Consider the following 18,913-nt stretch of genomic DNA (forward strand, 5'->3'; position numbering starts at 1 on the left):
CAATCACCCATGTCGGTCAAAGCCGCTGCTCACCATCGCGCGAAACAGCTGCTCACGATCGCCTGAAATCGCCGCTCACCATCAGCGAAATGCGCAGTCAAGAACGGTCAGCAGGTCATTGATCGTCTGTTCGCTGTCCCTCGGCCCAGGCTCGACATAGCGAGCCAGGATGGCTTGGGCTTCTTCTACCGCTCGGGTTACGCGATCCGGCATGCCGATACTCCACTCACTGGCAAGGAAAACGCCCGTAAGAACGGCGTGTTCCCAAAAGGAAGGCCTCCGGGAGAGCAGAGGCCTAGTCTGGGGAGGTTGCATATACTTGGAGAACTTGACCTGCTGCGCCCCGTTCCTACCGCTGCGCATGAAGCTGGCGCCTCCGCGCTGATCGCTTAATCTGCGTTATGGGTGCGCTCGAGCAGGAGCCCTGCTCTCGTCCCCGTAGTGGGCTCGTCCTGCCTTTGGCGAGCAATGGTGAGAGGCTTCAATAGAACCCGTCTGCTTGGATCCTTGACGCATCAACGCCACCGCGTCTTCATCGCCCAGGCGGAGGCATCAGTAGCCCGCATGCAGTGGCGCCGAATGTACGTGAGCTATTTTTTGGATAACCCTTTGAACGAACTAGCGCGCAGCAGGCCTTCAGAGGTGATGTCCCGGTATTCGATCTCGGCGTAGAACTTCGGATCGACCCACGTGGCCTTCGGCTTCTTGATGGGCTTTGTGAGCTTCTGCTTCGGGCTAACGACGGTATCCAGGGCCTTGCGGATCTCCGCCGACTTCGTCCGGCTCCAACCCGTGCCGACCTTCCCCATATACCGCAGCTCTTTGCCCTCCTGCTTGCCGAGGTAGAGCGCGGCGACGCCGGACGGGTCCTTGACGAAACCAACAACAGGGAATTTTTCGCGGTGCACCGTCTTGATCTTCTGCCAGGCCTCAACCCGCTCCGACCGATACGGGGCATCAACCCGCTTCGAGACGATACCCTCGTAGTTCAGCTTGCTGGCAGCCTCGAACAGCGCCTGCCCGTCCCCTTCATGGTGCTCGCTGTACAGGATGGGCCTCTCCACCTCGTTGGCCTCGATAAACTCCTTTAGAAGCTCCTTGCGGGCAAGCTGAGCCATTCTGCGAAGGTCCTTGCCGTCCAGCCAGAGGAGATCGAAGGCGAAGTAAACCAGCCGGTCCTGGTCGCCTCTGCCGAGGTCCGCCTGGAGTTCGGAGAAGTTGGTTCGTCCCTGGTGAATGACGACCACCTCACCATCGACAATGGCTTGCCCTTCGATGTTGAAGGCGCCGGCAATGACCGAGAACCGGTTGACCCAGTTATGGCCTTTGCGGGTAAAGGCTTTACGGGTGTCGCCCTCGATGTGGAGCTGGATGCGGTAGCCGTCGTGTGAATCCACTGAGCCCCGGAAGGAGCTTTCATCTTCAGTGTCGCCAACTGGGGGCTGATGAAGCCCGGCATGGAAGCTCGCGGCTTCTTGGCCGGTGCTGGGGTACGCTTTGGCACTAACGCTACTCACAAAAAGCCCGCCGCCGGCGTTGGAAGCCGACGGCGGGGCAGTCTACCTACCTTATTCACGACTCTCCAACCGCGAAGCTGAAGCGGCGTTCCCGGGCGTTCTCTCATACAACCGCAATCGCGATTCCAGGTTGTATTTTCAACGTCAACGAGAACGGCCGCCGAACAGGAAGCGAACGCTTGTGGTGAATCCTTCTCAGTACCGACGCCGCTGCGGCGCGGCCGGCCGGCGGGAGATCGGTGCCGACAACGCAGCTCGGCTTGGCGGGAGTTTGCTTGCACCAATGATTGGCTGCGGAGATGATGCGGAATGTCAAAAGCCATGGAGTTGATTGTCGCAGGTTATGTGCGGGGCAAGGATCGACGCGCTCTCGCACAATTGCTCGCGCATCGGCGCAGGATGCTGGGGCGAGTTGCAGGCCGTCTCGGGTATCGATCCCGCGAACGCCATTCAAGCCGTTCAGGACGAACTTGCTATCATCGAAGCGGGCTTGGAGGAGCTTAGGCCGCCGCCTGGCGCATTGCCCGAGAACGAGTGGAGCTAGGCAGCCCGCGTGGACGCGATAGTGCAACGATGACTGGAAGCTGACCGCATAAAATACGGGGATACCACATGCTCGTTCCTGATGAACCTGACTTGGCGTCGGCTTGCCTACACAATGCTGATCGGTATGCGCTCTAGGCCCGTCTGGCAGTAAGGGTGAGGCGGCTTTCGTCAGGAGGCCACGACCATGCCCAAAGAGATCGCTATAGCGCTCTGGTCCTTGGCTGCTGCAAGCGTAGTCGCATTCAGTATGGCGGCGCTCGTTGCGGCCCACTAGAAGAGACATAGACCCGCGAGCGTGAACCTCGGCAGAAGTGGCGCCGACCGGAGCTGCCTGCTATCTCCGTGCAGCGCCCCTCTCGCTCCCCAGCAAAGGCCCATGTCTCCGGCCAGACGTTTCACCGAAGCGATATACCTTCCAAGCGCGGTGGCTATTCGGTCGCGGTCGAGCCCGCGTTGACCATTTTGATCAGCGTCTGTACCTCGCCCTCTCTGCACCGCTTAGATTTGTGATTTTGCACGCGCCACGGTCCTTCGCGCGCGCGAGAATAGCAAAACTGTTCCCGTTCTCGGAACTAAGTGCCCGCAAGATGGATTTCGGTTCCGCAGAAATTGTGTTTGCAAACGAGGCAAAGTTAGAGCAGAATTTTGTCACCGGGGCTGGCTGCATATTTTACTTTCGATTTGACCCGGGCTTTTTTGGCAATGCGCGGGCCGCAGCGGTTTAAACCTCCCGCTGCGGCCTTCGTATTTGCGGTCCGGCTGAGAACCGGCACGCGATCAGCCACGAACTTGCTAAGAACTTATGCGAGGCAATATCCAGACGATGCCACCCACTCCCGTTCGCATCCGTAAGCACGAAGCTGTGCCGTTAACCGGCAGCTATGAAGTCAATTTCGCCGATGGTCGGCCGAGCGTTTACTTCTATTGGGACGATATCGCGGGACGGCGGCTTGCATCGAACCTATTGACCGGGGCAGAAGCGCTTGAACAGGCCCGGGCACTCGCAAGAGCGGAGCTCGCCCGCTATCGAAACCAGGAAGGATAGAAGAACGTAAGCTCGCGCGACTGGGGATTTTCCGGGTTGACCCAGCTAAGTGGAACCACAGGAGCGGCGGCATTTGAGTTATCGCCGGCTCGCCGCCTGAGCTGGCGGAGCGGCCCCCGGCCTACCCCACCAGCCCCCAAGCTGGGGCCGCCTCTCGGCCGTCCGTAGTATCGGAGTAAGTGTATGCGTTCCTCGCCCTCGATGGTGCCAACCGACCGTCTCGACCGAGACATTTACATCGTGCTCGAAGACTTTGGCGCGCGCGCCGGCTGCGCCTGGCGCGAGACGGACGAACAGCACACCGATCTCGAAACAGTGCTGCAAGGCCTCCTCTCCGGCCAGTATGTCTATGCGGTCCTTATGGTGTGCTTCAACGCGAGCGTCGTCGTCAGCATTCACAATGCAGCGTGTCTATGATGCTCGCTTGATTGGGCGCAACTGTTCTTCTGTTGCTCGATGAGAATTGCATCGACCGGCTAGAGAACGAAATCGTGCGAGTCGCAGCGCTTCAGACTGCATAAGTTCGCCTTCTCGGCATCGCCGAATCCGGCTGGCTTCGTAAAGGTTGCCACAGCGCGCGGCGGCAGATGTTCATCGGTCTCCGAAGAGCGCCGCTTCGATTACCTTTCTTGGCCTCATCATGCTGCCGTAGCAGCCGAAGACCAACCGCCAGATTGACACTCAGAGACATCCGATTGTCGTCCCAAGCAGCTTCAGAGCCAGCGAACTTCTGTCGCATTTGCTCAAGAATGGCGATGGCTTCGGCAATTTGTGCGCGGAGTTCGCGGTTTAGTGTGCGGCGTTGGTTCGTCTCTGCCCAACGGGCTGCTTGGTCTATGCGAGCCTCTGCTGCCGCACCTGCCAAGTTTTCGTTATCGGGATAACGCCTGTGACGTTCGCTTGCGAAATCCCACCACGTCTCCGGCTCGCATCGGCTGCGCAAATAGTGGATTTTGGCCAAAGCCACGGTCGGGTCATCCGCTACGCTGTCCGTAATCAGCGACAGCGCACTATCCGCTTCGTTCGCCGCCGCCTCAACGGTGTCCATACTGCCGAAAACAAATCCTTGAGAAACACTGGCGCAAATAAATTCTGCCAAAGTAGTGCTAGGACGAAGTCGCACCTTCCTTCGCTGGGAAGCGGCGCAGAGCCCGTCGGCGATGGCCCGATTAACATTGAAGATACTTTCGTTGGAGGATTGTGCGTGCTGATTTTGAGCTGCACGATTTTGCGTGAGGACTTAATTGCATCCTGGAACGTGGCCAAATATCCATCAAGGGCTGCAAGCCACGTTGAAGCGTCAGTCGAACGAAGATCATTTTGCGCCGCCTGAACGAACAGGATAGCGGTCGCGTTTTGACCATACACCTCGGCCCTGGCGCAAGCTGGCGGAGGTGGTTCAGGTGGAGCTTCTGGAGGAGGAACAGGCTCAGGCAGCACGACGGCCGGCTCGATGTCGAGCAGTGGCACCGCGAGCGGTACGGGTGGTTCGCCCGGACCTAACGCGAGCAACGCTCTCAACCATCAAACTACGGGAAATCGGCTGGGCAATCGCGCTAGGAATGAGAACATGGCTCTTCTATCCCCGCCAGCGGCTACGTCAACGATCCTACGATGAACAAGGCCGTGCAGAATTTGGGGAATACGAATACTGGTATTGTAGCGCTTAGCCGCTAAGCCTCCCCACCGGCGGGCGCCGCACAATGAGCGCCCTAGGTAAAATTAGAACGGCTTCTATTTGTCAAAAGCACCGTACACGATGTTCGTCAGCGCTGTTCTGGTCGACTAATCTGTCCAGTTGCATCATAGACGTCATCGCCCACACACGCCAGGAATAGACACAACAATTGTCGCTGGGCTGCGATCACACTGCCCATATTGCGGGATCGAACTCCCCGCATCATCCGAAGGGCGTTCACCGCATAGAAATGCAGCAGGCTGCAGATGCAAAACTTTTCGCCAAATGTGCTCCGCTGATTCCCGCTTGGACCGCGTGGCCGAACTATTGGACCCACCGGAAGCTGAGGTTATGGCCCCGGGCTCCTAGACACCCCGGGGCCGCCCTGCTTCAAGGCTGCGCTTGTTGCCGGCCTATCTTTTTCTAGCGCCGATGCAGATCATGGCGCCGAGCTTGCGAAGCGCTGGTGCGCCAGCCGCCATGTCGTGGCGAACGGCCAGATCCAGGCGAGCGCCGGCGTTCCCTCCTTCGCGCCCGTTGCGCGCAGGCCCGACTTCAGTTCAGAAAGACGCGCTTTTTTCCTGCTAGACCCGCACCCGAAGATGCCGAATTTCCCCTTGAGCCGGACTGAAGCCGGCGACATCGCGGCCTACATCGCAGCGCTGCGTTAGCAGAGCGGCCGATCGCTCAAGGTACCTGCGACATATGCAAATCCCTGCCTGAGAACCGACAGGGATCAGCAGAAAGCATGATGGGCGGCGAATGAGGTCCATTCGACGGCCATCATGGACCGGCACCAGTGGCGATATTCACGCCGGACAAGTCCAATCTGTGGACGCGGCGTGAACACACCGAGAATCAGGACTTGTCCTTACCCGGTTGCATGAGACTGCCGGTCATCTGGCGCATGTGGTCTCCGGCACTGGTGAACTGGCTGCGCAGGAAATCCGATTGGATTCGCATCGCCTCCTGAAGGTCGGTCGCATGGACGAGCTTGCGAGCATGCTCGAACGCCGACTTCATGTTCTGCTCGGTGAAAGCGAGCGCCTGCTTCGACACGTCCGCCCCCGCGCCCGGAACGGTGGTCATCGACTTGGTGGCGGCTTCGAAAAACATGCGGAATGCCTTTTCCGCCTGGTCAATCGTCTTCTCGGCCAGGTCGCGCAGTTCGGCCGGAACTTCGAGCTTCGGTTCGATCATGGTCGCACTCCTCCCGTTTTCAGAACTGAATACCACACTTGCCGGATCGCCTGCCAGCGTCCAGCCCCGGGGAAGACGTCGCCCGGCGGCCGGCTGTGACAGGAAAACGAAGGGCAAGGCGTAAAGCCGGCGCGCAGGCCGGCTCAGGACAGGGGGTGTTCGGGGAGGGTTTCTTCGGTGGCGAGGTCCTCGACGAGCTTGATGACCTCGAAACGCTGCCGGGGCGCGAGCTTCAGAAAGGCGCGGAGCAGGCGCAGGCTTTCGACGGTGCCGCTTGCAGGCGCGCCGAGCTTGAGGTGCAGCTCAGCTGCGAAATTGAGGTTCTTCATCTCGCACCTATGACAAGCATCGGACTTCGTGATCCAACATCCAGGTCCCAACTAAGAACCCAACGCCACAACCGGATGCCACAACCGGATGCCATAACCGGATGCTATGGCGACGGCGCGCCTTCGGCCGGGGGGAAGCCCGGTGTGTTCGCACGCCGAGTTACATATGCAAGCGCGCACACCTGAAGAGGTTGTAACTATGTCAAGAAACAACCCCTCCGGCAAGCCTAACGGTGGCGCAGCGATGCTTCGTCTGCATCGCACCACGGCAATTCCGGATAACAGGAATAGGGCCGGCCGTCACCCACCTGCGTCAAGAAGCGGCATCGATCAGGCATACAGCCTCGATTGCCGTCAATCGACGCTGCGTTTCGTGTTGTTTCGGATGTGAATGGACGTTGGTGGACGCGAACCAGTGCTTCTTCAGCGTATACACGTAATTGTTGAGTCTGGCGTCGGCGGTTGTATCGTCGACGAAATAGGCGTCGATCTCGCGCTATGGATCGGCAGCCACAGCGCGGCCTTCTGACCAAGAGACAAACTATTACGTTTGGATTTCATCCAAATCCGTCCCCTCGAGCTCTTGGACTTGGACTCGGCCTCTTCGCATCAGGATTCATCGGGCCGCATTTGTTTCCGGCCGTGAACCGTTTTCGAGGAGCAAACGACAAAGCGGAGGCGAAACAGTCACGCAGATCACGGGCGCCGTGGCCGATGCATTGATCGATTCGGGCGCCCCAGCACCAAAGGACGACGGCATGCTTTCTCGCTGCGATCTCATCAAGGGCGCCGCAGTCGCGCTTCTCACCTTCTCGACACAAAGCGCGTGGGCGCAGGAGACCAGGATGAACCTGTTCAAGATCGTCACCATCAAGGATGAAATCGTCGTCGGATTGTCGACGGAGGAGCTTCAGGCCCTCGGCGGCAATGATGCGAGCGCCGTTGCACATGCTCTGGCACAGAAGGGCGATCTCACCGTCTGGCAATACAACGTGCATCGCGGTCCGAACGGCGAATTGCAGCAGGCGCCGACCGCCAGAATCGGCCTTTTGGCCAACGCCTCGCTGCGAGTCGAGCCCTATGCCACGACCTACCAGATCCTACCGCATCCCTAAGCACAAGACCGGCGCGCCCACGATCGTGGTCGCGGGCGCGCCGTTGTCATCTTCGTTGCCCTGCACGCTGTCTCCCCGTTTCCGCCGCAAAGCCATAGATCACTGCCAGCCGGTCCAGGCATTCACGGAAACGTCGGGCAAAATAGTCGATCCAGCGCTGCGTACGGACGGCGCGACGCTGGCCGATCTCGTCCATGGTCAGGCCCAGCACCAACACGTCGTGCACTAGCGCGGCACCGTCTGTGCCGAGTTCGCGCTCGATCCGGTTCAGCCGCAGCACCGCCTGGCGTTGGCTCTCGGTGACCGGCTCGCGCATGCGCGCGCCATCGACATATTCGCGAGTCGGGTCCATTGCCTGAGGGCCTCGCTCGGCCTTCTCCCAATCGTCCTGGAAGGCGCGCCCGCCGCGATACTGCGCCTCGTCGATCTGACGGTGCGCATGCAGCCGGCCGAGCGGATCGCTGCGGATCGACCGCACGGCCATAATCTTCTCGCCGGGGTCGAGCGCCAGCGGATTGTCCACCTCGACTTCCGCCACCTCCGCATTGAACGGTATCTCACGTGAGCGTCGGTCGTAGACATTCGCCGATTTGAAGGAACTGTTGCGTCGGACACGTGCCACTCGGATACTCCTTGCGAATTGACGATTGAACGGACGGTCGTGAGGTCACGCGGCAGAGACCAGCCTCAGCACGACGGGGCCGGCGACGCGGGCGGATCCAGCTCCGGCGCGGCGCGTCAGGCGCGCATGCGGCGTGCAATAGCTCGAGCCCGGCTCACTTGGATGGCCGCAGAAGGTAATCTCCTCCCCGTCCTTGTCGCCACCATAGGGATAGCGACAGTCCTCGGCAGCGAGTTCGACCAACGGGACCAGGCGCGGCTGGACGCCGACGCAGCGCAATTTGACCTGCGCGGCAGGCTTCATCGCAGATTTCGGCGGCAGGTTCAGTAACGCGGGACGGTGCGGGAGGATAAGACAGGCTCCAGACGGCAGCACCGGCACGATCGACGGGCTCGTCATCCGCACCTGCACGATCAGCCCGAGCCGCTTGGCGCGGCCGACCACCGCGTTGCGCGTGTAAGCCGTTCCGAACCTTGCGTTAATCTGTCTTCCGATCTCCGCATAAGACATCCCCTTGAGAAAATAGTCGCGAAGCGCGTCGGAGTGCTCCGACGGCCAATGAGCCGGTTCCATGCTGCTGTCCTGTGATGCGCCTCCTCCGATCGCACGACCGCGAGGCGGAGCCTACATTCCGGTATTCCGAAGTCGAAGTCAAGCGATAATTCTGATATTCATAATTGCATCAATTCCGAATTTCGGATTACAAGAGACGGACGATGGACAATCGAGGGAATCACCATGTTGGACGCTGCAATGATCGAACGGGGCCTGGAAAAGACGGGCAAGAGCAAGGGCGGCCTGGCGGCTGCCATGGGCGTACGCCCCGGCGCTGTCTCGGAGATCCTCGGCGGCGAACGCCTGGTGAAGGCTTCGGAAATCATTCCGATCATGGAATATCTCGAGCTCAATCTCGCGCCGATCATGGGCCGCGTGGGGGCCGGTGCCGTGATCGAGCCGGATTATGAGCAGGTTCCCCCCGAAGGCCTTGGCGACATCGCGCTGCCCTTTCCGATCATGGAGGAGACCATCGCATTCGAGATCGTGGGCGATTCGATGCTGCCCAAATACGAGAGCGGCGACGTAATCGTAGTCTACAAGGATCAGCGCCATCCCCTGTCGAGCTTCTACGGCGAGGAGGCCGTGGTCCGGCTCAAGACCGGCGAGCGTTATCTGAAGACCATCGAACGAGGCAAATCCCCCTCCGTCGTCAATCTCAGCAGCTTCAATGCCAAGCAGATCGTCGGCGTGAAACTAGAGTGGGTCGGCGAGATCTGCCTGTCCATGCCCAAGGGGCAGCTGGAGCGGCTGCGCGCCAAGTCGGCGCGCCCGCGCAAGAGGAGCAAGTAGGCTGCAATTTCCGTTTTTACGAAATTCACCTTGACTTGATTCCGTTTTTCGGAAATACTCTGCCGTTCCCGACCATGGGCACGGCAGGATCGTTTCATGCAGTATTTCGTCGTGATGATCGACTATGGGCGCCGCGGCCGCGAGGCAGTGGTCGACCCTGAAATCACCAGGCGCGAGGTCATTTCCCGCGTTGCCTCAGGGGAATATCGGAATATCTCGTTCATCCAGGAAATCGTGGAGAATTCGGTCGAAGACGTGACCGAGGCGATCCTCGCTGAGGCTGCCCTGCCCCGGATCCCGCCCGAAGAGGTCGACCTCCAGGCTCTCCGCCTCGATCACGCCCGCGATCTGCGTAAGCACGAACGGACATAACGCAGGCCCAGGGCCGACCTTTTCCGGTCCGATCGACTCGGAACGGGCTCTGGATTTCTTATTTTGACGCGTTTTCTCTACGCGAACCGGAATCCAGTTCGCTCGAAACGCTCTGCCAGCCTGCGCCACAGCCCGGTCGGAGATCACACCGTGAGGACGGTCGATCCCGTGGTCTTGCGCGCGGCGAGATCGGCATGCGCCTTGGCGGCGTCCTTCAGTGGATAGGTCTGGCGCACCTCGATCTTGACCGCGCCGGACTTGACGACATCGAACAGCTCGCCCGCCATCGCGACCAGGCTTTCACGCTTGGCGGCGTAGGTGAACAGCGTCGGCCGGGTGACGTAGAGCGAGCCCTTCTGCGCCAGCAGACCGAGATTGAGCGGCTCGACGGCGCCGGAGGACGCACCGAACAGCGCGGCGACGCCGAGCGGCGCGAGGCAATCGAGCGACTTCAAGAACGTATCCTTGCCGACCGAGTCATAGACCACCGGCACCTTCTTGCCGCCGGTGATCTCGTCCACGCGCTTCACGAAATCCTCGCGGCTATAGATGATGACATGGTCGCAGCCATGCTCCTTGGCGAGCTTGGCCTTCTCGTCGTTGCTGACGGTGCCGATCACGGTTGCGCCGAGATGCTTGGCCCACTGGGAGAGAATCAGGCCGACGCCGCCGGCGGCCGCATGCAGCAGGATGGTGTCGCCGGCCTTCACCCGATAGGTCTGCCGGATCAGATATTGCGTTGTGAGCCCCTTCAGCATCATCGCCGCTGCGGTCTTGTCGTCGACACCGTCCGGCAGCTTCAGCAGTCGGTCGGCCGGGATCAGCCGCGCCTCGGAATAGGCCCCGAGCGGCGAGGCGCCGTAGGCGACGCGATCGCCGGGCTTCAGATCGGTGACGCCAGGCCCGACCTCCTCGACGACGCCAGCAGCCTCGCTACCAAGCCCACTCGGCAGTTGCACCGGGTAAAGGCCCGAACGATTGTAGATGTCGACGAAGTTGAGACCGACGGCGGTATGGCGGATTCGTGCCTCGCCTGGTCCGGGCTTGCCGACACTGACTTCTTCCCAGACCAGCACTTCCGGACCACCAGTCTTATGAAAGCGAATGGCATGCGTCATGGGCGTTGCTCCCTTATCGTTGAGGTCGAAGTCCGAATATCGGATCGGGCTTTGAAATAGGTATTTGCTCCACCCGTCACAGTACAGAGACGTAACAAGAATGTCACAGCGAACGACAAACCTCCGCCGTTCCGCCTCTGTTCGAAAGAGTTGATGTCGGCCTTTCGCCGGCCGGCAGTAGCCTTCGCGCGGGTTTGGAGGTCGTCTGCGAAGGAGAGCCGAGATGCCAGCTTATGTACAGCATCATCAGGATATCGAGATCGCGCCTGTGATTTGCCCTGCTTGCATGGGGTTCCTTCCAATGTATGTGCGCGAGGTCGAACCGCATTGGAGTCTTGCCAAGATCGACTTCGTCTATGAATGCGCCGATTGCGGCGCCGAGGTCAGACAGACGATCCGCAAGCCGGAGTTGCTGCGGCACTGATCCCGCGGCCGGTTGGCCGCCCGACTATTTGCGTTGAGCGGAAAAAACGCCCATTCGCGCGGGTCTGGCCTCTCCCAAACGAGGCTTGTTCTTTGCCGTGAACGCAGGCAGAACAAGCCTCAATCAAGACCTTTGGGAGCGCCTTTTGGTGGCTGAACAGAAGCCCTCGACAGCGATCGAGGCAGTGGAGAGCGGTCTCGCCGCTCAAGGCTACATCGCGAGCCGGCAGATCGCGACCGCCGTCTATTTGTCGCAACAGATCGAGAAGCCGATCCTGGTCGAAGGACCCGCGGGCGTCGGCAAGACCGAGCTTGCCAAGGCGATCGCGGCCTGGCGCGGCCTGAAGATGATCCGCCTTCAGTGCTACGAAGGCCTCGACGAGGCCAAGGCGCTCTATGAATGGAAATACGCCAAGCAGCTTCTCTACACGCAGATCCTCAAGGACAAGCTCGGAGAAGTCCTTGGCGGCGCGCAGACTTTGCACGCTGCACTTAATCAACTCCACGATTTCGGCGACGTGTTCTTCTCCAAGGAGTTCGTCGAGCCGCGGCCGCTGCTGCAAGCGCTGGAGCAGCCGGGCGGCTGCGTGCTCCTGATCGACGAAATCGACAAGTCGGATGCGGAATTCGAATCGCTGCTGCTGGAAATTCTCTCCGATTTCCAGGTCACGATCCCCGAACTCGGCACCGTCTCCGCGATCACGCCGCCAACGGTGATCCTCACCTCCAACAGCGAGCGCGATCTCGGCGACGCCCTGAAGCGGCGCTGCCTGCATCTGCACATCGGCTTCCCCGAGCAGCGGCTCGAGGAGCGCATCGTCGAGAGCCGCGTCCCCAACATTTCGCAGACGCTGCGGCGGCAGATGGTCGGCTTCATCCACGAAATCCGCTCGCTCGACCTGAAGAAGCTGCCTTCGGTCAGCGAGACCATCGACTGGGCACGCGTGCTGGTGCTCTTGCAGGCCTCGGAGCTCGACACCGAGATCGTCAAGGACACGCTCAACGTGCTCCTGAAATACGAGGCCGACATCGAGGCGGCTCAGCCTCAGATTACGACCTTCATTGCCAAGGCAGCACGATCCAACGTCTTCGGTTGATCCCGATGCGCGAGAATATCCATCGTTTCTTCCGTGCCGCACGGGGCGCCGGGGTCCATGTCTCGCCGGCCGAAAGCATCGATGCGATGCGTGCGGTCGCGCAGGTCGGCGTCTCCGACCGGACCATCCTGCGCGATGCGCTCCTTCTGACGCTCGCCAAGTCGCAGGACGAAAAGCTCGCGCTCGGAGACTGTTTCGATCTGTTCTTCAGCCAGCCGGAGCCGCGACAGGAACAGCCTGAAGCCGACAGCAACTATGTTTCGGAGGACGCGGATCAATCTCCGTCGTCGGGCGCGGCCAGCGATGCGAGCGCCGGTTCGCCTCCCGCAGAATTGGGGCCCCTCGCGCAGATGCTGCTGTTGCAGGATCGCAACGCGATCACCGCCGCGATCGCCAGCGCCTCAGGTGCGGCCTCCCTATCCGACATCCGCTACTCCACCCAGCGCGGCATCTTCTCCAGCCGCATCCTTGACGCCATGGGGCTCCAGCGGCTGCGCGACGATCTCGAGGAGCTGACCGCGACCAATCCGGCACTGGCCGAGCGGCTTCGCGCCGCGCTCGATGCCTTGCGCGAAGCCGTCCGCGACACCGTCGCGCAGGGGCTTGCGCTCTATGCCCGCGAGGAAGCTGAAAACCTCCGCAACGAGATTCTTCGCAACGCGCCGCTTGCCCGCATCGAGCGCCGCCATGTCGCGGAGATGCGCGCTCTCATCCGCCAGATCGCACGTCGCCTGCGCGAGCGCTATTCGAAACCACGCAAGCGCCAACGGCGCGGTCATCTCGACGTCCGCCGCACGCTGCGCCGCAATGCCGCCTGGGGCGGCATCCCCTTTCTCACGGCCTGGAAGCGCAAGCATCGCGATCGGCCGAAGATCGTGGCGCTCTGCGACGTCTCGGGCTCGGTGGCGCAGGTCTCGGATTTCTTCCTGCTCCTGATCCACTCGCTGCACGAGGTGGTCGACGACGTCCATTCCTTTGCCTTCTCCTCGCATCTGATCGAAGTCAGCGACATCCTGGAATCGAAATCGCCGGAAGAAGCGATGGCCGAGATCATGTCCAAGGTCGGCTTCGGCTCCTCCGACTACGGCTCGTCGCTGGTCGATTTCGAGAAGGAGTTTATGAGCACGCTGACGCCGCAGACCACGGTGATCGTGCTGGGCGATGCCCGCAGCAACAATCTCGATCCGCGCGCCGACATCCTGCGCCGCATCTCTGAGCGCTCGAAGCGACTGGTGTGGCTCAATCCCGAAGGACGTCTCGCCTGGGGCTTTGGCGATTCCGAGATGCCGCGCTATGCGACCTTCTGCAGCGTGGTGCGCCAGTGCGCCACCGCGCAGCAGCTCGAGCGCGCGGTGTCCGATATTGTGGCGACTTATCAGTAGGCCTTACCCACAGCCGACGTCAGTTTCGCCCCAGCTCCGTCTGAGCCACATTGCACTCCCGGAAATGATAGGCGATCTCGTCAAGCGCGCGCTGCTCCCATTCCTGAGCTTGCGCAAGCCAGAAAAGCCGGCGCTGCAAATCAAGCGCGGCACGCTCCCGGCACAGGGATTCCTGACTGCGAATTTCGACCAGCCTGTTCATGCACTCCACTCCTGCCGTGTGAAGCCATTCCCCGCGAATCAGCGTAACAGAATCCCGAACCCTTCGTTCTCATGATTTCTGTGCATATTGCGACGCAGAATGGGACAGCAGCGCTTCCCGTGCAGTGCGGTAGTTCGCGGACCAACATCAAGCCTACATCATCAATATGTGATCGAGGCTCGGACGGTCCTCGTGACCGAGCGGTCTTAACTCTTGTGGCGCAATGGCGTGCAGCAATTTGTGAAGAGAAGTTCTAAACGCCTCACCGAATTCCCGACTCATTGTCGTCGCACGGTCTTCATGCAGCGCCAGAGGCGCACGAACGGCACTACGGCTTGAGGCAACATGAGCAACGACATCGACTTCGATCTTTCGCCAGACCAATGGGAGGTTCTGAAGGCGCTTCGCGACCCGGTGTCGAACGGTCGCCTTTCCAAGGCCTATCTCATCGAGAGCCTCGTCAAGTTCGGTCTTGTCGTCGTCTGCGACGGCGTGCCGGTCATGACGCCGAATGGACGCAAGGTGCTGGTACGCGGATCGTGTCGGCTGCTGGATCTCACGGCGTGACGCGGCCACCCGCGCGCAGAACGTGACTGTAGGACCGCAAAATCGGCTGTCCACGTTACCGACGGCACCTGGAACGGTTTCCCGGTGCCGATACGGATGCCGGTCGCACCGCAAAAAGACCGAATAGACCTCCTCCTCAGCGAAAACCGCGACAATCTGGCACGCTAGTTGCTCCTTTCGACGATCGAGACGTCGTCAAAACGGGGGAGTCACCATGTCGACCATTGCCGCGGCCCCGGCCGCCGAGCCAAAGCCGCTCTACACGTCGCTGTTCGTCCAGGTCCTGGCCGCGCTGATCCTCGGCATCATTCTCGGCGTGGCCGCGCCGGATTTTGCCATCTCGCTCAAGATTCTGAGCGACGCCTTCCTGAAGCTGATTTCCATGATCGTGGCGCCGATCGTGTTCTGCGTCGTCGTGCACGGCATTGCCGGCGCGGGCGACCTCAAGAAGGTCGGACGGGTCGGCGTCAAAGCGCTGGTCTATTTCGAGGTGATGACCACAGTCGCGCTCGTGGTAGGTCTCATCCTGGCCTACACTTTCGGCCCCGGTCATGGCATGAACATCGACCCCTCGACGCTGGACGCCAAGGCGCTCAATACCTATGCCGACAACGCCCACAAGCTTCAGGGCGGCGGCATCGGCTCCTTCCTCCTCAACGTGATCCCGAGCACCTCGTTCGACGCGTTGTCGCGCAACGACGTGCTCCAGGTGCTGTTTTTCGCCGTGCTGTTCGGCGTAGGCCTCGCACTGGTCGGCGGCGAGAAGGGCAAGCTCGTGACGTCGATGATCGATGCCGCCTCGACCGTGCTGTTCCGCGTCATGGGGCTTATCGTCCGCGTTGCTCCACTTGGCGTGCTCGGCGCAGTCGCCTACACCGTCGGCAAATACGGCGTCGGCTCGCTCAAGCAGCTCGTCTCACTGGTTGCGCTGTTCTACGTCTCGGTCGGCATCTTCGTGCTGGGCGTGCTCGGCGGCGTTATGGCGCTTGCCGGCATCAACATCCTCAAATTCCTCGCCTACCTGCGCGAGGAGTTGACGATCGTGCTCGCGACCGCCTCGTCCGACGCCGTGCTGCCGCAGATCATGAAGAAGCTGGAGCGGATGGGCGTGAAGGATTCCGTCGTCGGCCTCGTGATTCCGACCGGATATTCCTTCAACCTCGACGCGTTCTCGATCTACCTGACGCTTGCGGTCGTCTTCATCGCGCAGGCGACCAACACGCCGCTGTCCTTCGGCGACCTCCTACTGGTGCTCGGCGTCTCCCTGATCACCTCCAAGGGCGCGCATGGCGTGCCGGGCTCCGCGATCGTGATTCTGGCGGCGACGCTGAACGCGGTGCCCAGCATCCCTGCGATCGGCCTCGTGCTGGTCTTGTCGGTCGACTGGTTCATCGGCATGGCTCGCGCGGTCGGCAACCTCACCGGAAATTGCGTTGCGACCGTGGTGGTGGCCGCCTGGGAAGGCGACCTCGACCGCGCCAAGGCGGCCAAGGTCCTCGACGGTGGCGAGCTTGTGGACGTGACGGCTGGGTAACGACCGCCGTTCAGTCATTCCAATGGAGGAGCGGCGTTCCATGCGCCCTCCTCCAGACAGAGAGGAAACGCGGAAACCAGGAGTGGGCCACGGCACCCTTGTAGGCCCAGGTGCGATACTTCAGGCCCCGCTCCGAGATCAGTTCCTGATAGCCGCCGTGGACTTCGGTTGCGGTGCGAATGTCCTTCAGAATTCCCTGGGCGCAGGAACGGTAGGTATCGCTGCACGAGAATTCGTCATAGTCCAGCATGCGATCCGCGAACTCGACGTTGAAAGTCGGCCAGGAGGAACGTCCCTGGTACGCGGGAGCCGCGATCTTGTGGATCATCTTGTTCCGCGGATTATCCGCGGACACCAGGAAGTGGAATGTGCCGGGGATGCGAAAGCGCGGCTCCGCAATGATCAGATCCGCCGTGGCCGCGAACAGCGCGCGCTCGGCCGGCTCGCTCATATCCCAGAAGCCGCGATGCACACTGACGAAATCCAGAGCGACCGAGGACACCGGCGAGCCTGGGGGGCCATCCAGGGAATGCCTGATATAGCCACCCTTGCCGAACAGGCGGAGCAGGTCCCTCTTGTACTGCGCCAGGTCGCGTCCGAGCCGCCGCTTCAGCTCGTTCTCGTCGATGATCCCGAGCCGCACGCCCCACACGAAGGTCGTGTAGACGCAGGCATTGGTGACGAAACGCCTGCGCTCGGCGCGCGTGTCGGTTGCCGCAGAGCGCGGAGCACTGGCATCGCACAGCAAATACGTAGAGCCATCATCGTTGAACGGCTCGAGCTCGCTTGCGAGCTGGAGGATCGCGCGCTTCAGATCACCGCAATATTCGGCCAGCAGCAGGCGACCGGCATGCACGCATTGCGACATCGCCAGATAGGATGACGCTCTCTCCTCGGCAGAGATCATCTGCCGCAGGCCGGCCAGAATGCCGAGCAGCGTATCCGAAGGGCGCGAGAAATAGTTCACGCCGAGATACCGGGCGCGCCCAGCCGGGACGATGGTCGTCGTGACGACGTTGGCGCGAACCGCTTCCAGCAGCAGGCGGACGCTCTTTTCGAGCAGACGAGCCCGGCGAACCGCATCCTGCGAATCCATGATGGTGTCGGGGTCGAGGATGTCGGGATAGAACCAGGCAAAGTCGCGCGGATAGTACGCAGAAGCGTGCGGCGCGCCCGTAACGAGAAAGGTCTCAGATACCGCAAAGGCACTGTCCATCGAGTACCGGTAGAGGTCCCCGATGGCCGTGAACGGATGATGCGACTTCCTCAGGAATCGATCACCGAGAAAGTTCACCGCCTGAAGCGCGTTGGCAACGAAGGTCGCCGCCATACCCTGGTAAAATCGGTTTTCGCCATGGGATGGAAAAGAGATGCCGCTGTTCATACGCGCCGTCGAATGTTGTCTCGTGGTCCGGCGGGACGCCGTTACGACGCTAGACCTGTCTGATTCTTATCTCTAGCCGGTGGCGTGAGGAGCCGATTTACCCTTGCCGCGGCCGAAATTCTCGATCAGCCCCAGCAACACTCGCGCGCCGGCGTCGGCATCGGCGAGCTCGACATGCTCGTCGGGGTGATGGCTGATTCCGCCGCGGCAGCGAACGAAGATCATGCCGACGTCGGCAATGTCGATCATGGCCATGCCGTCATGCCCCGCCCCGCTCGGCAGCTCGAACACGGAAAAACCTTCCGCTTTGATCGCCTGCGCGATCTGCTCCTTGAGCCAGGGCGCGCAGGGCGCGGTGCGGTTCTCGTGGGTGACGTCGAGCTGAAGTGTCAATTGGCGGCGCTTTGCGATGGCCTCGATCTGCCTCACGACATCGGCGACCGCGCGCTTGCGGTGCATGTCGGTCGGCGCCCGCATATCGATGGTGAACGACACCTCGCCCGGGATGACGTTGGTCGCGCCGGGCCTCGCCTGGATGTAGCCGACGGTGCCGACCAGCCCGCCCTCGTCGGTGCGGCAAAACTGCTCGATCGCACCGATGCATTCGGCCGCGCCCGCCAACGCATCGCGCCGGAGTGCCATCGGCACCGTGCCTGCGTGCCCCGCCATGCCGGTCAGCCGCGCGGCAAGCCGTGTCGCGCCCGCGATCGCAGTGACAACTCCGACGGGGAGGTTTTGCGTTTCCAGCACCGGCCCCTGCTCGATGTGCAGCTCGAGATAGGCAAGCAGCTCGCGCCGGGCCCGCGCGGCCGCGCCGATATGATCGGGGTCGAGCCCGAACTGCACCAGCGCATCGCGCATCGCGACGCCATCGCTGTCGCGTGTGTTGAGGACGCTCTCGTCAAAAGTGCCGGCCACCGCGCGGCTGCCGAGCAAGGTGGAGGCAAAGCGTACCCCTTCCTCATCCGCAAAACCGACGATTTCGATCGCGAATGGCAGGCGCTTGCCGCGGCGGTTGAGATCGGCGACGCAGGCGATCGCCGTGATCACGCCCAACGGCCCGTCCCATTTGCCGGCATCGCGCACGGTGTCGTAGTGCGAGCCGAGCATCAGGCAGGGCGCGCCCGGCCGCTCCCCTTCGTAGCGCCCGCAGACATTCCCGATCGCGTCGAGACGTGCGCTCATGCCGGCGTCGCGCATCCAGCTCAGGATGAGGTCCGCGGCCTTGCGCAGCTCGCCGGTCAGATAGATGCGGGTGAGCTTGTCGCCTTCTTCCGAGATCGCCGCGAGCTCGTTGATTCTTCGCACGATCTCTTCGCCGAGCGAACCATTATGAACGGCGGTACCAGCAGCCATCTCGGCGGGCTTTCCATCTCTTGGGACCGCGGCGACGGCGGTCCTGGCGGCAATCGATTCAAGTTCGGTGCCAGCGAAA

The 18,913-nt window shown here is 61.4% G+C and carries 18 protein-coding genes and 2 pseudogenes; 10 read left to right on the forward strand and 10 right to left on the reverse strand.

From position 1 onward, the window contains the following. Positions 1–590: 590 nt before the first annotated feature. Complete coding sequence (ligD, locus tag IVB42_RS28110) at positions 591–1,397, reverse strand: non-homologous end-joining DNA ligase (protein ID WP_018460253.1); 807 nt, start codon at positions 1,395–1,397, stop codon at positions 591–593. A 1,894-nt stretch (positions 1,398–3,291) separates the two neighbouring features. On the opposite strand from ligD, the pseudogene IVB42_RS28115 reads away from it, so the two are divergent. Beyond that, positions 3,292–3,486: pseudogene (locus tag IVB42_RS28115) on the forward strand (hypothetical protein); the annotation flags it as partial. 130 nt (positions 3,487–3,616) lie between these two features. Here IVB42_RS28115 and IVB42_RS28120 read toward each other — a convergent pair. Continuing rightward, positions 3,617–4,207, reverse strand: coding sequence for a hypothetical protein (locus IVB42_RS28120; RefSeq protein ID WP_247369308.1), 591 nt, complete (start codon positions 4,205–4,207; stop codon positions 3,617–3,619). 1,007 nt (positions 4,208–5,214) lie between these two features. On the opposite strand from IVB42_RS28120, the pseudogene IVB42_RS28125 reads away from it, so the two are divergent. Beyond that, a pseudogene (locus tag IVB42_RS28125) lies at positions 5,215–5,457 on the forward strand (cytochrome c); the annotation flags it as partial. Positions 5,458–5,644: 187 nt separating this feature from the next. On the opposite strand, the gene IVB42_RS28130 reads toward IVB42_RS28125, so the two are convergent. Together IVB42_RS28130 and IVB42_RS28135 are read right to left on the reverse strand one after the other, a co-directional pair. Continuing rightward, the gene (locus IVB42_RS28130) at positions 5,645–5,986 is read right to left on the reverse strand and encodes a phasin (protein ID WP_247375652.1); all 342 of its coding nucleotides are present in this window, start codon (positions 5,984–5,986) and stop codon (positions 5,645–5,647) included. 143 nt (positions 5,987–6,129) lie between these two features. Continuing rightward, complete coding sequence (locus tag IVB42_RS28135; RefSeq protein ID WP_007612798.1) at positions 6,130–6,315, reverse strand: hypothetical protein; 186 nt, start codon at positions 6,313–6,315, stop codon at positions 6,130–6,132. 758 nt (positions 6,316–7,073) lie between these two features. Here IVB42_RS28135 and IVB42_RS28140 point away from each other — a divergent pair. Further along, positions 7,074–7,430, forward strand: coding sequence for a hypothetical protein (locus tag IVB42_RS28140; protein ID WP_026233220.1), 357 nt, complete (start codon positions 7,074–7,076; stop codon positions 7,428–7,430). A 46-nt stretch (positions 7,431–7,476) separates the two neighbouring features. Here IVB42_RS28140 and IVB42_RS28145 read toward each other — a convergent pair whose 3' ends face one another. After that, positions 7,477–8,052: a hypothetical protein gene (locus IVB42_RS28145; RefSeq protein ID WP_247393641.1), complete on the reverse strand. Its 576-nt coding sequence runs from the start codon at positions 8,050–8,052 to the stop codon at positions 7,477–7,479. Between the two features lie 45 nt (positions 8,053–8,097). Next, positions 8,098–8,625, reverse strand: a complete 528-nt coding sequence (locus IVB42_RS28150) for a GcrA family cell cycle regulator (RefSeq protein ID WP_247393638.1) — start codon at positions 8,623–8,625, stop codon at positions 8,098–8,100. 165 nt (positions 8,626–8,790) lie between these two features. On the opposite strand from IVB42_RS28150, the gene IVB42_RS28155 reads away from it, so the two are divergent. Together IVB42_RS28155 and IVB42_RS28160 are read left to right on the forward strand one after the other, a co-directional pair. Further along, entirely contained in the window at positions 8,791–9,399 is a 609-nt protein-coding gene (locus IVB42_RS28155) for a S24 family peptidase (RefSeq protein WP_007612810.1), read from the forward strand. A gap of 96 nt (positions 9,400–9,495) precedes the next feature. Then, a complete protein-coding gene (locus IVB42_RS28160) occupies positions 9,496–9,771 on the forward strand; it encodes a hypothetical protein (protein ID WP_085395314.1) in 276 nt (91 codons plus the stop codon). Between the two features lie 143 nt (positions 9,772–9,914). Here IVB42_RS28160 and IVB42_RS28165 read toward each other — a convergent pair whose 3' ends face one another. Beyond that, positions 9,915–10,889, reverse strand: a complete 975-nt coding sequence (locus tag IVB42_RS28165) for a quinone oxidoreductase (protein WP_204511912.1) — start codon at positions 10,887–10,889, stop codon at positions 9,915–9,917. A gap of 223 nt (positions 10,890–11,112) precedes the next feature. Here IVB42_RS28165 and IVB42_RS28170 point away from each other — a divergent pair, with 223 nt between their 5' ends. The 3 genes from IVB42_RS28170 (at position 11,113) to IVB42_RS28180 (ending at position 13,791) form a co-directional block, all read left to right on the forward strand. After that, positions 11,113–11,313 carry a hypothetical protein gene (locus tag IVB42_RS28170; RefSeq protein ID WP_007612817.1) on the forward strand — a complete coding sequence of 67 codons (201 nt, stop codon included), beginning with the start codon at positions 11,113–11,115 and terminating at the stop codon, positions 11,311–11,313. Between the two features lie 148 nt (positions 11,314–11,461). After that, positions 11,462–12,409: a MoxR family ATPase gene (locus IVB42_RS28175; protein ID WP_007601482.1), complete on the forward strand. Its 948-nt coding sequence runs from the start codon at positions 11,462–11,464 to the stop codon at positions 12,407–12,409. Positions 12,410–12,414: 5 nt separating this feature from the next. Continuing rightward, positions 12,415–13,791: a VWA domain-containing protein gene (locus IVB42_RS28180; RefSeq protein WP_018456678.1), complete on the forward strand. Its 1,377-nt coding sequence runs from the start codon at positions 12,415–12,417 to the stop codon at positions 13,789–13,791. A 19-nt stretch (positions 13,792–13,810) separates the two neighbouring features. Here IVB42_RS28180 and IVB42_RS28185 read toward each other — a convergent pair whose 3' ends face one another. Continuing rightward, on the reverse strand, positions 13,811–13,993 hold the full coding sequence (locus tag IVB42_RS28185) for a hypothetical protein (protein WP_018456679.1): 183 nt from the start codon (positions 13,991–13,993) through the stop codon (positions 13,811–13,813). A gap of 345 nt (positions 13,994–14,338) precedes the next feature. On the opposite strand from IVB42_RS28185, the gene IVB42_RS28190 reads away from it, so the two are divergent. Together IVB42_RS28190 and IVB42_RS28195 are read left to right on the forward strand one after the other, a co-directional pair. Further along, positions 14,339–14,560 carry a hypothetical protein gene (locus tag IVB42_RS28190; RefSeq protein WP_247471444.1) on the forward strand — a complete coding sequence of 74 codons (222 nt, stop codon included), beginning with the start codon at positions 14,339–14,341 and terminating at the stop codon, positions 14,558–14,560. A gap of 214 nt (positions 14,561–14,774) precedes the next feature. Next, complete coding sequence (locus tag IVB42_RS28195) at positions 14,775–16,094, forward strand: dicarboxylate/amino acid:cation symporter (protein ID WP_018456682.1); 1,320 nt, start codon at positions 14,775–14,777, stop codon at positions 16,092–16,094. Between the two features lie 10 nt (positions 16,095–16,104). Here the strand turns inward: IVB42_RS28195 and IVB42_RS28200 are convergent, their stop codons facing one another. Beyond that, positions 16,105–17,478 (reverse strand): hypothetical protein, encoded by a 1,374-nt coding sequence (locus tag IVB42_RS28200; protein ID WP_204511913.1) that lies wholly within the window; start codon positions 17,476–17,478, stop codon positions 16,105–16,107. Positions 17,479–17,550: 72 nt separating this feature from the next. Continuing rightward, entirely contained in the window at positions 17,551–18,834 is a 1,284-nt protein-coding gene (locus IVB42_RS28205) for an allantoate amidohydrolase (RefSeq protein ID WP_247393633.1), read from the reverse strand. Between the last annotated feature and the right edge of the window lie 79 nt (positions 18,835–18,913).

The organism is Bradyrhizobium sp. 45 (assembly GCF_023073155.1).
Classification (GTDB): domain Bacteria; phylum Pseudomonadota; class Alphaproteobacteria; order Rhizobiales; family Xanthobacteraceae; genus Bradyrhizobium; species Bradyrhizobium canariense_D.

Excerpts from the sequence above, each read along its gene's own strand:
- IVB42_RS28130 (WP_247375652.1), bottom strand. The coding sequence starts at position 5,986 with ATGATCGAACCGAAGCTCGAAGTTCCGGCCGAACTGCGCGACCTGGCC.
- IVB42_RS28135 (WP_007612798.1), bottom strand. The coding sequence starts at position 6,315 with ATGAAGAACCTCAATTTCGCAGCTGAGCTGCACCTCAAGCTCGGCGCG.
- IVB42_RS28140 (WP_026233220.1), top strand. The coding sequence starts at position 7,074 with ATGCTTTCTCGCTGCGATCTCATCAAGGGCGCCGCAGTCGCGCTTCTC.
- IVB42_RS28150 (WP_247393638.1), bottom strand. The coding sequence starts at position 8,625 with ATGGAACCGGCTCATTGGCCGTCGGAGCACTCCGACGCGCTTCGCGAC.
- IVB42_RS28155 (WP_007612810.1), top strand. The coding sequence starts at position 8,791 with ATGTTGGACGCTGCAATGATCGAACGGGGCCTGGAAAAGACGGGCAAG.
- IVB42_RS28160 (WP_085395314.1), top strand. The coding sequence starts at position 9,496 with ATGCAGTATTTCGTCGTGATGATCGACTATGGGCGCCGCGGCCGCGAG.
- IVB42_RS28165 (WP_204511912.1), bottom strand. The coding sequence starts at position 10,889 with ATGACGCATGCCATTCGCTTTCATAAGACTGGTGGTCCGGAAGTGCTG.
- IVB42_RS28170 (WP_007612817.1), top strand. The coding sequence starts at position 11,113 with ATGCCAGCTTATGTACAGCATCATCAGGATATCGAGATCGCGCCTGTG.
- IVB42_RS28180 (WP_018456678.1), top strand. The coding sequence starts at position 12,415 with ATGCGCGAGAATATCCATCGTTTCTTCCGTGCCGCACGGGGCGCCGGG.
- IVB42_RS28185 (WP_018456679.1), bottom strand. The coding sequence starts at position 13,993 with ATGAACAGGCTGGTCGAAATTCGCAGTCAGGAATCCCTGTGCCGGGAG.
- IVB42_RS28190 (WP_247471444.1), top strand. The coding sequence starts at position 14,339 with ATGAGCAACGACATCGACTTCGATCTTTCGCCAGACCAATGGGAGGTT.
- IVB42_RS28195 (WP_018456682.1), top strand. The coding sequence starts at position 14,775 with ATGTCGACCATTGCCGCGGCCCCGGCCGCCGAGCCAAAGCCGCTCTAC.
- IVB42_RS28200 (WP_204511913.1), bottom strand. The coding sequence starts at position 17,478 with ATGAACAGCGGCATCTCTTTTCCATCCCATGGCGAAAACCGATTTTAC.
- IVB42_RS28205 (WP_247393633.1), bottom strand. The coding sequence starts at position 18,834 with ATGGCTGCTGGTACCGCCGTTCATAATGGTTCGCTCGGCGAAGAGATC.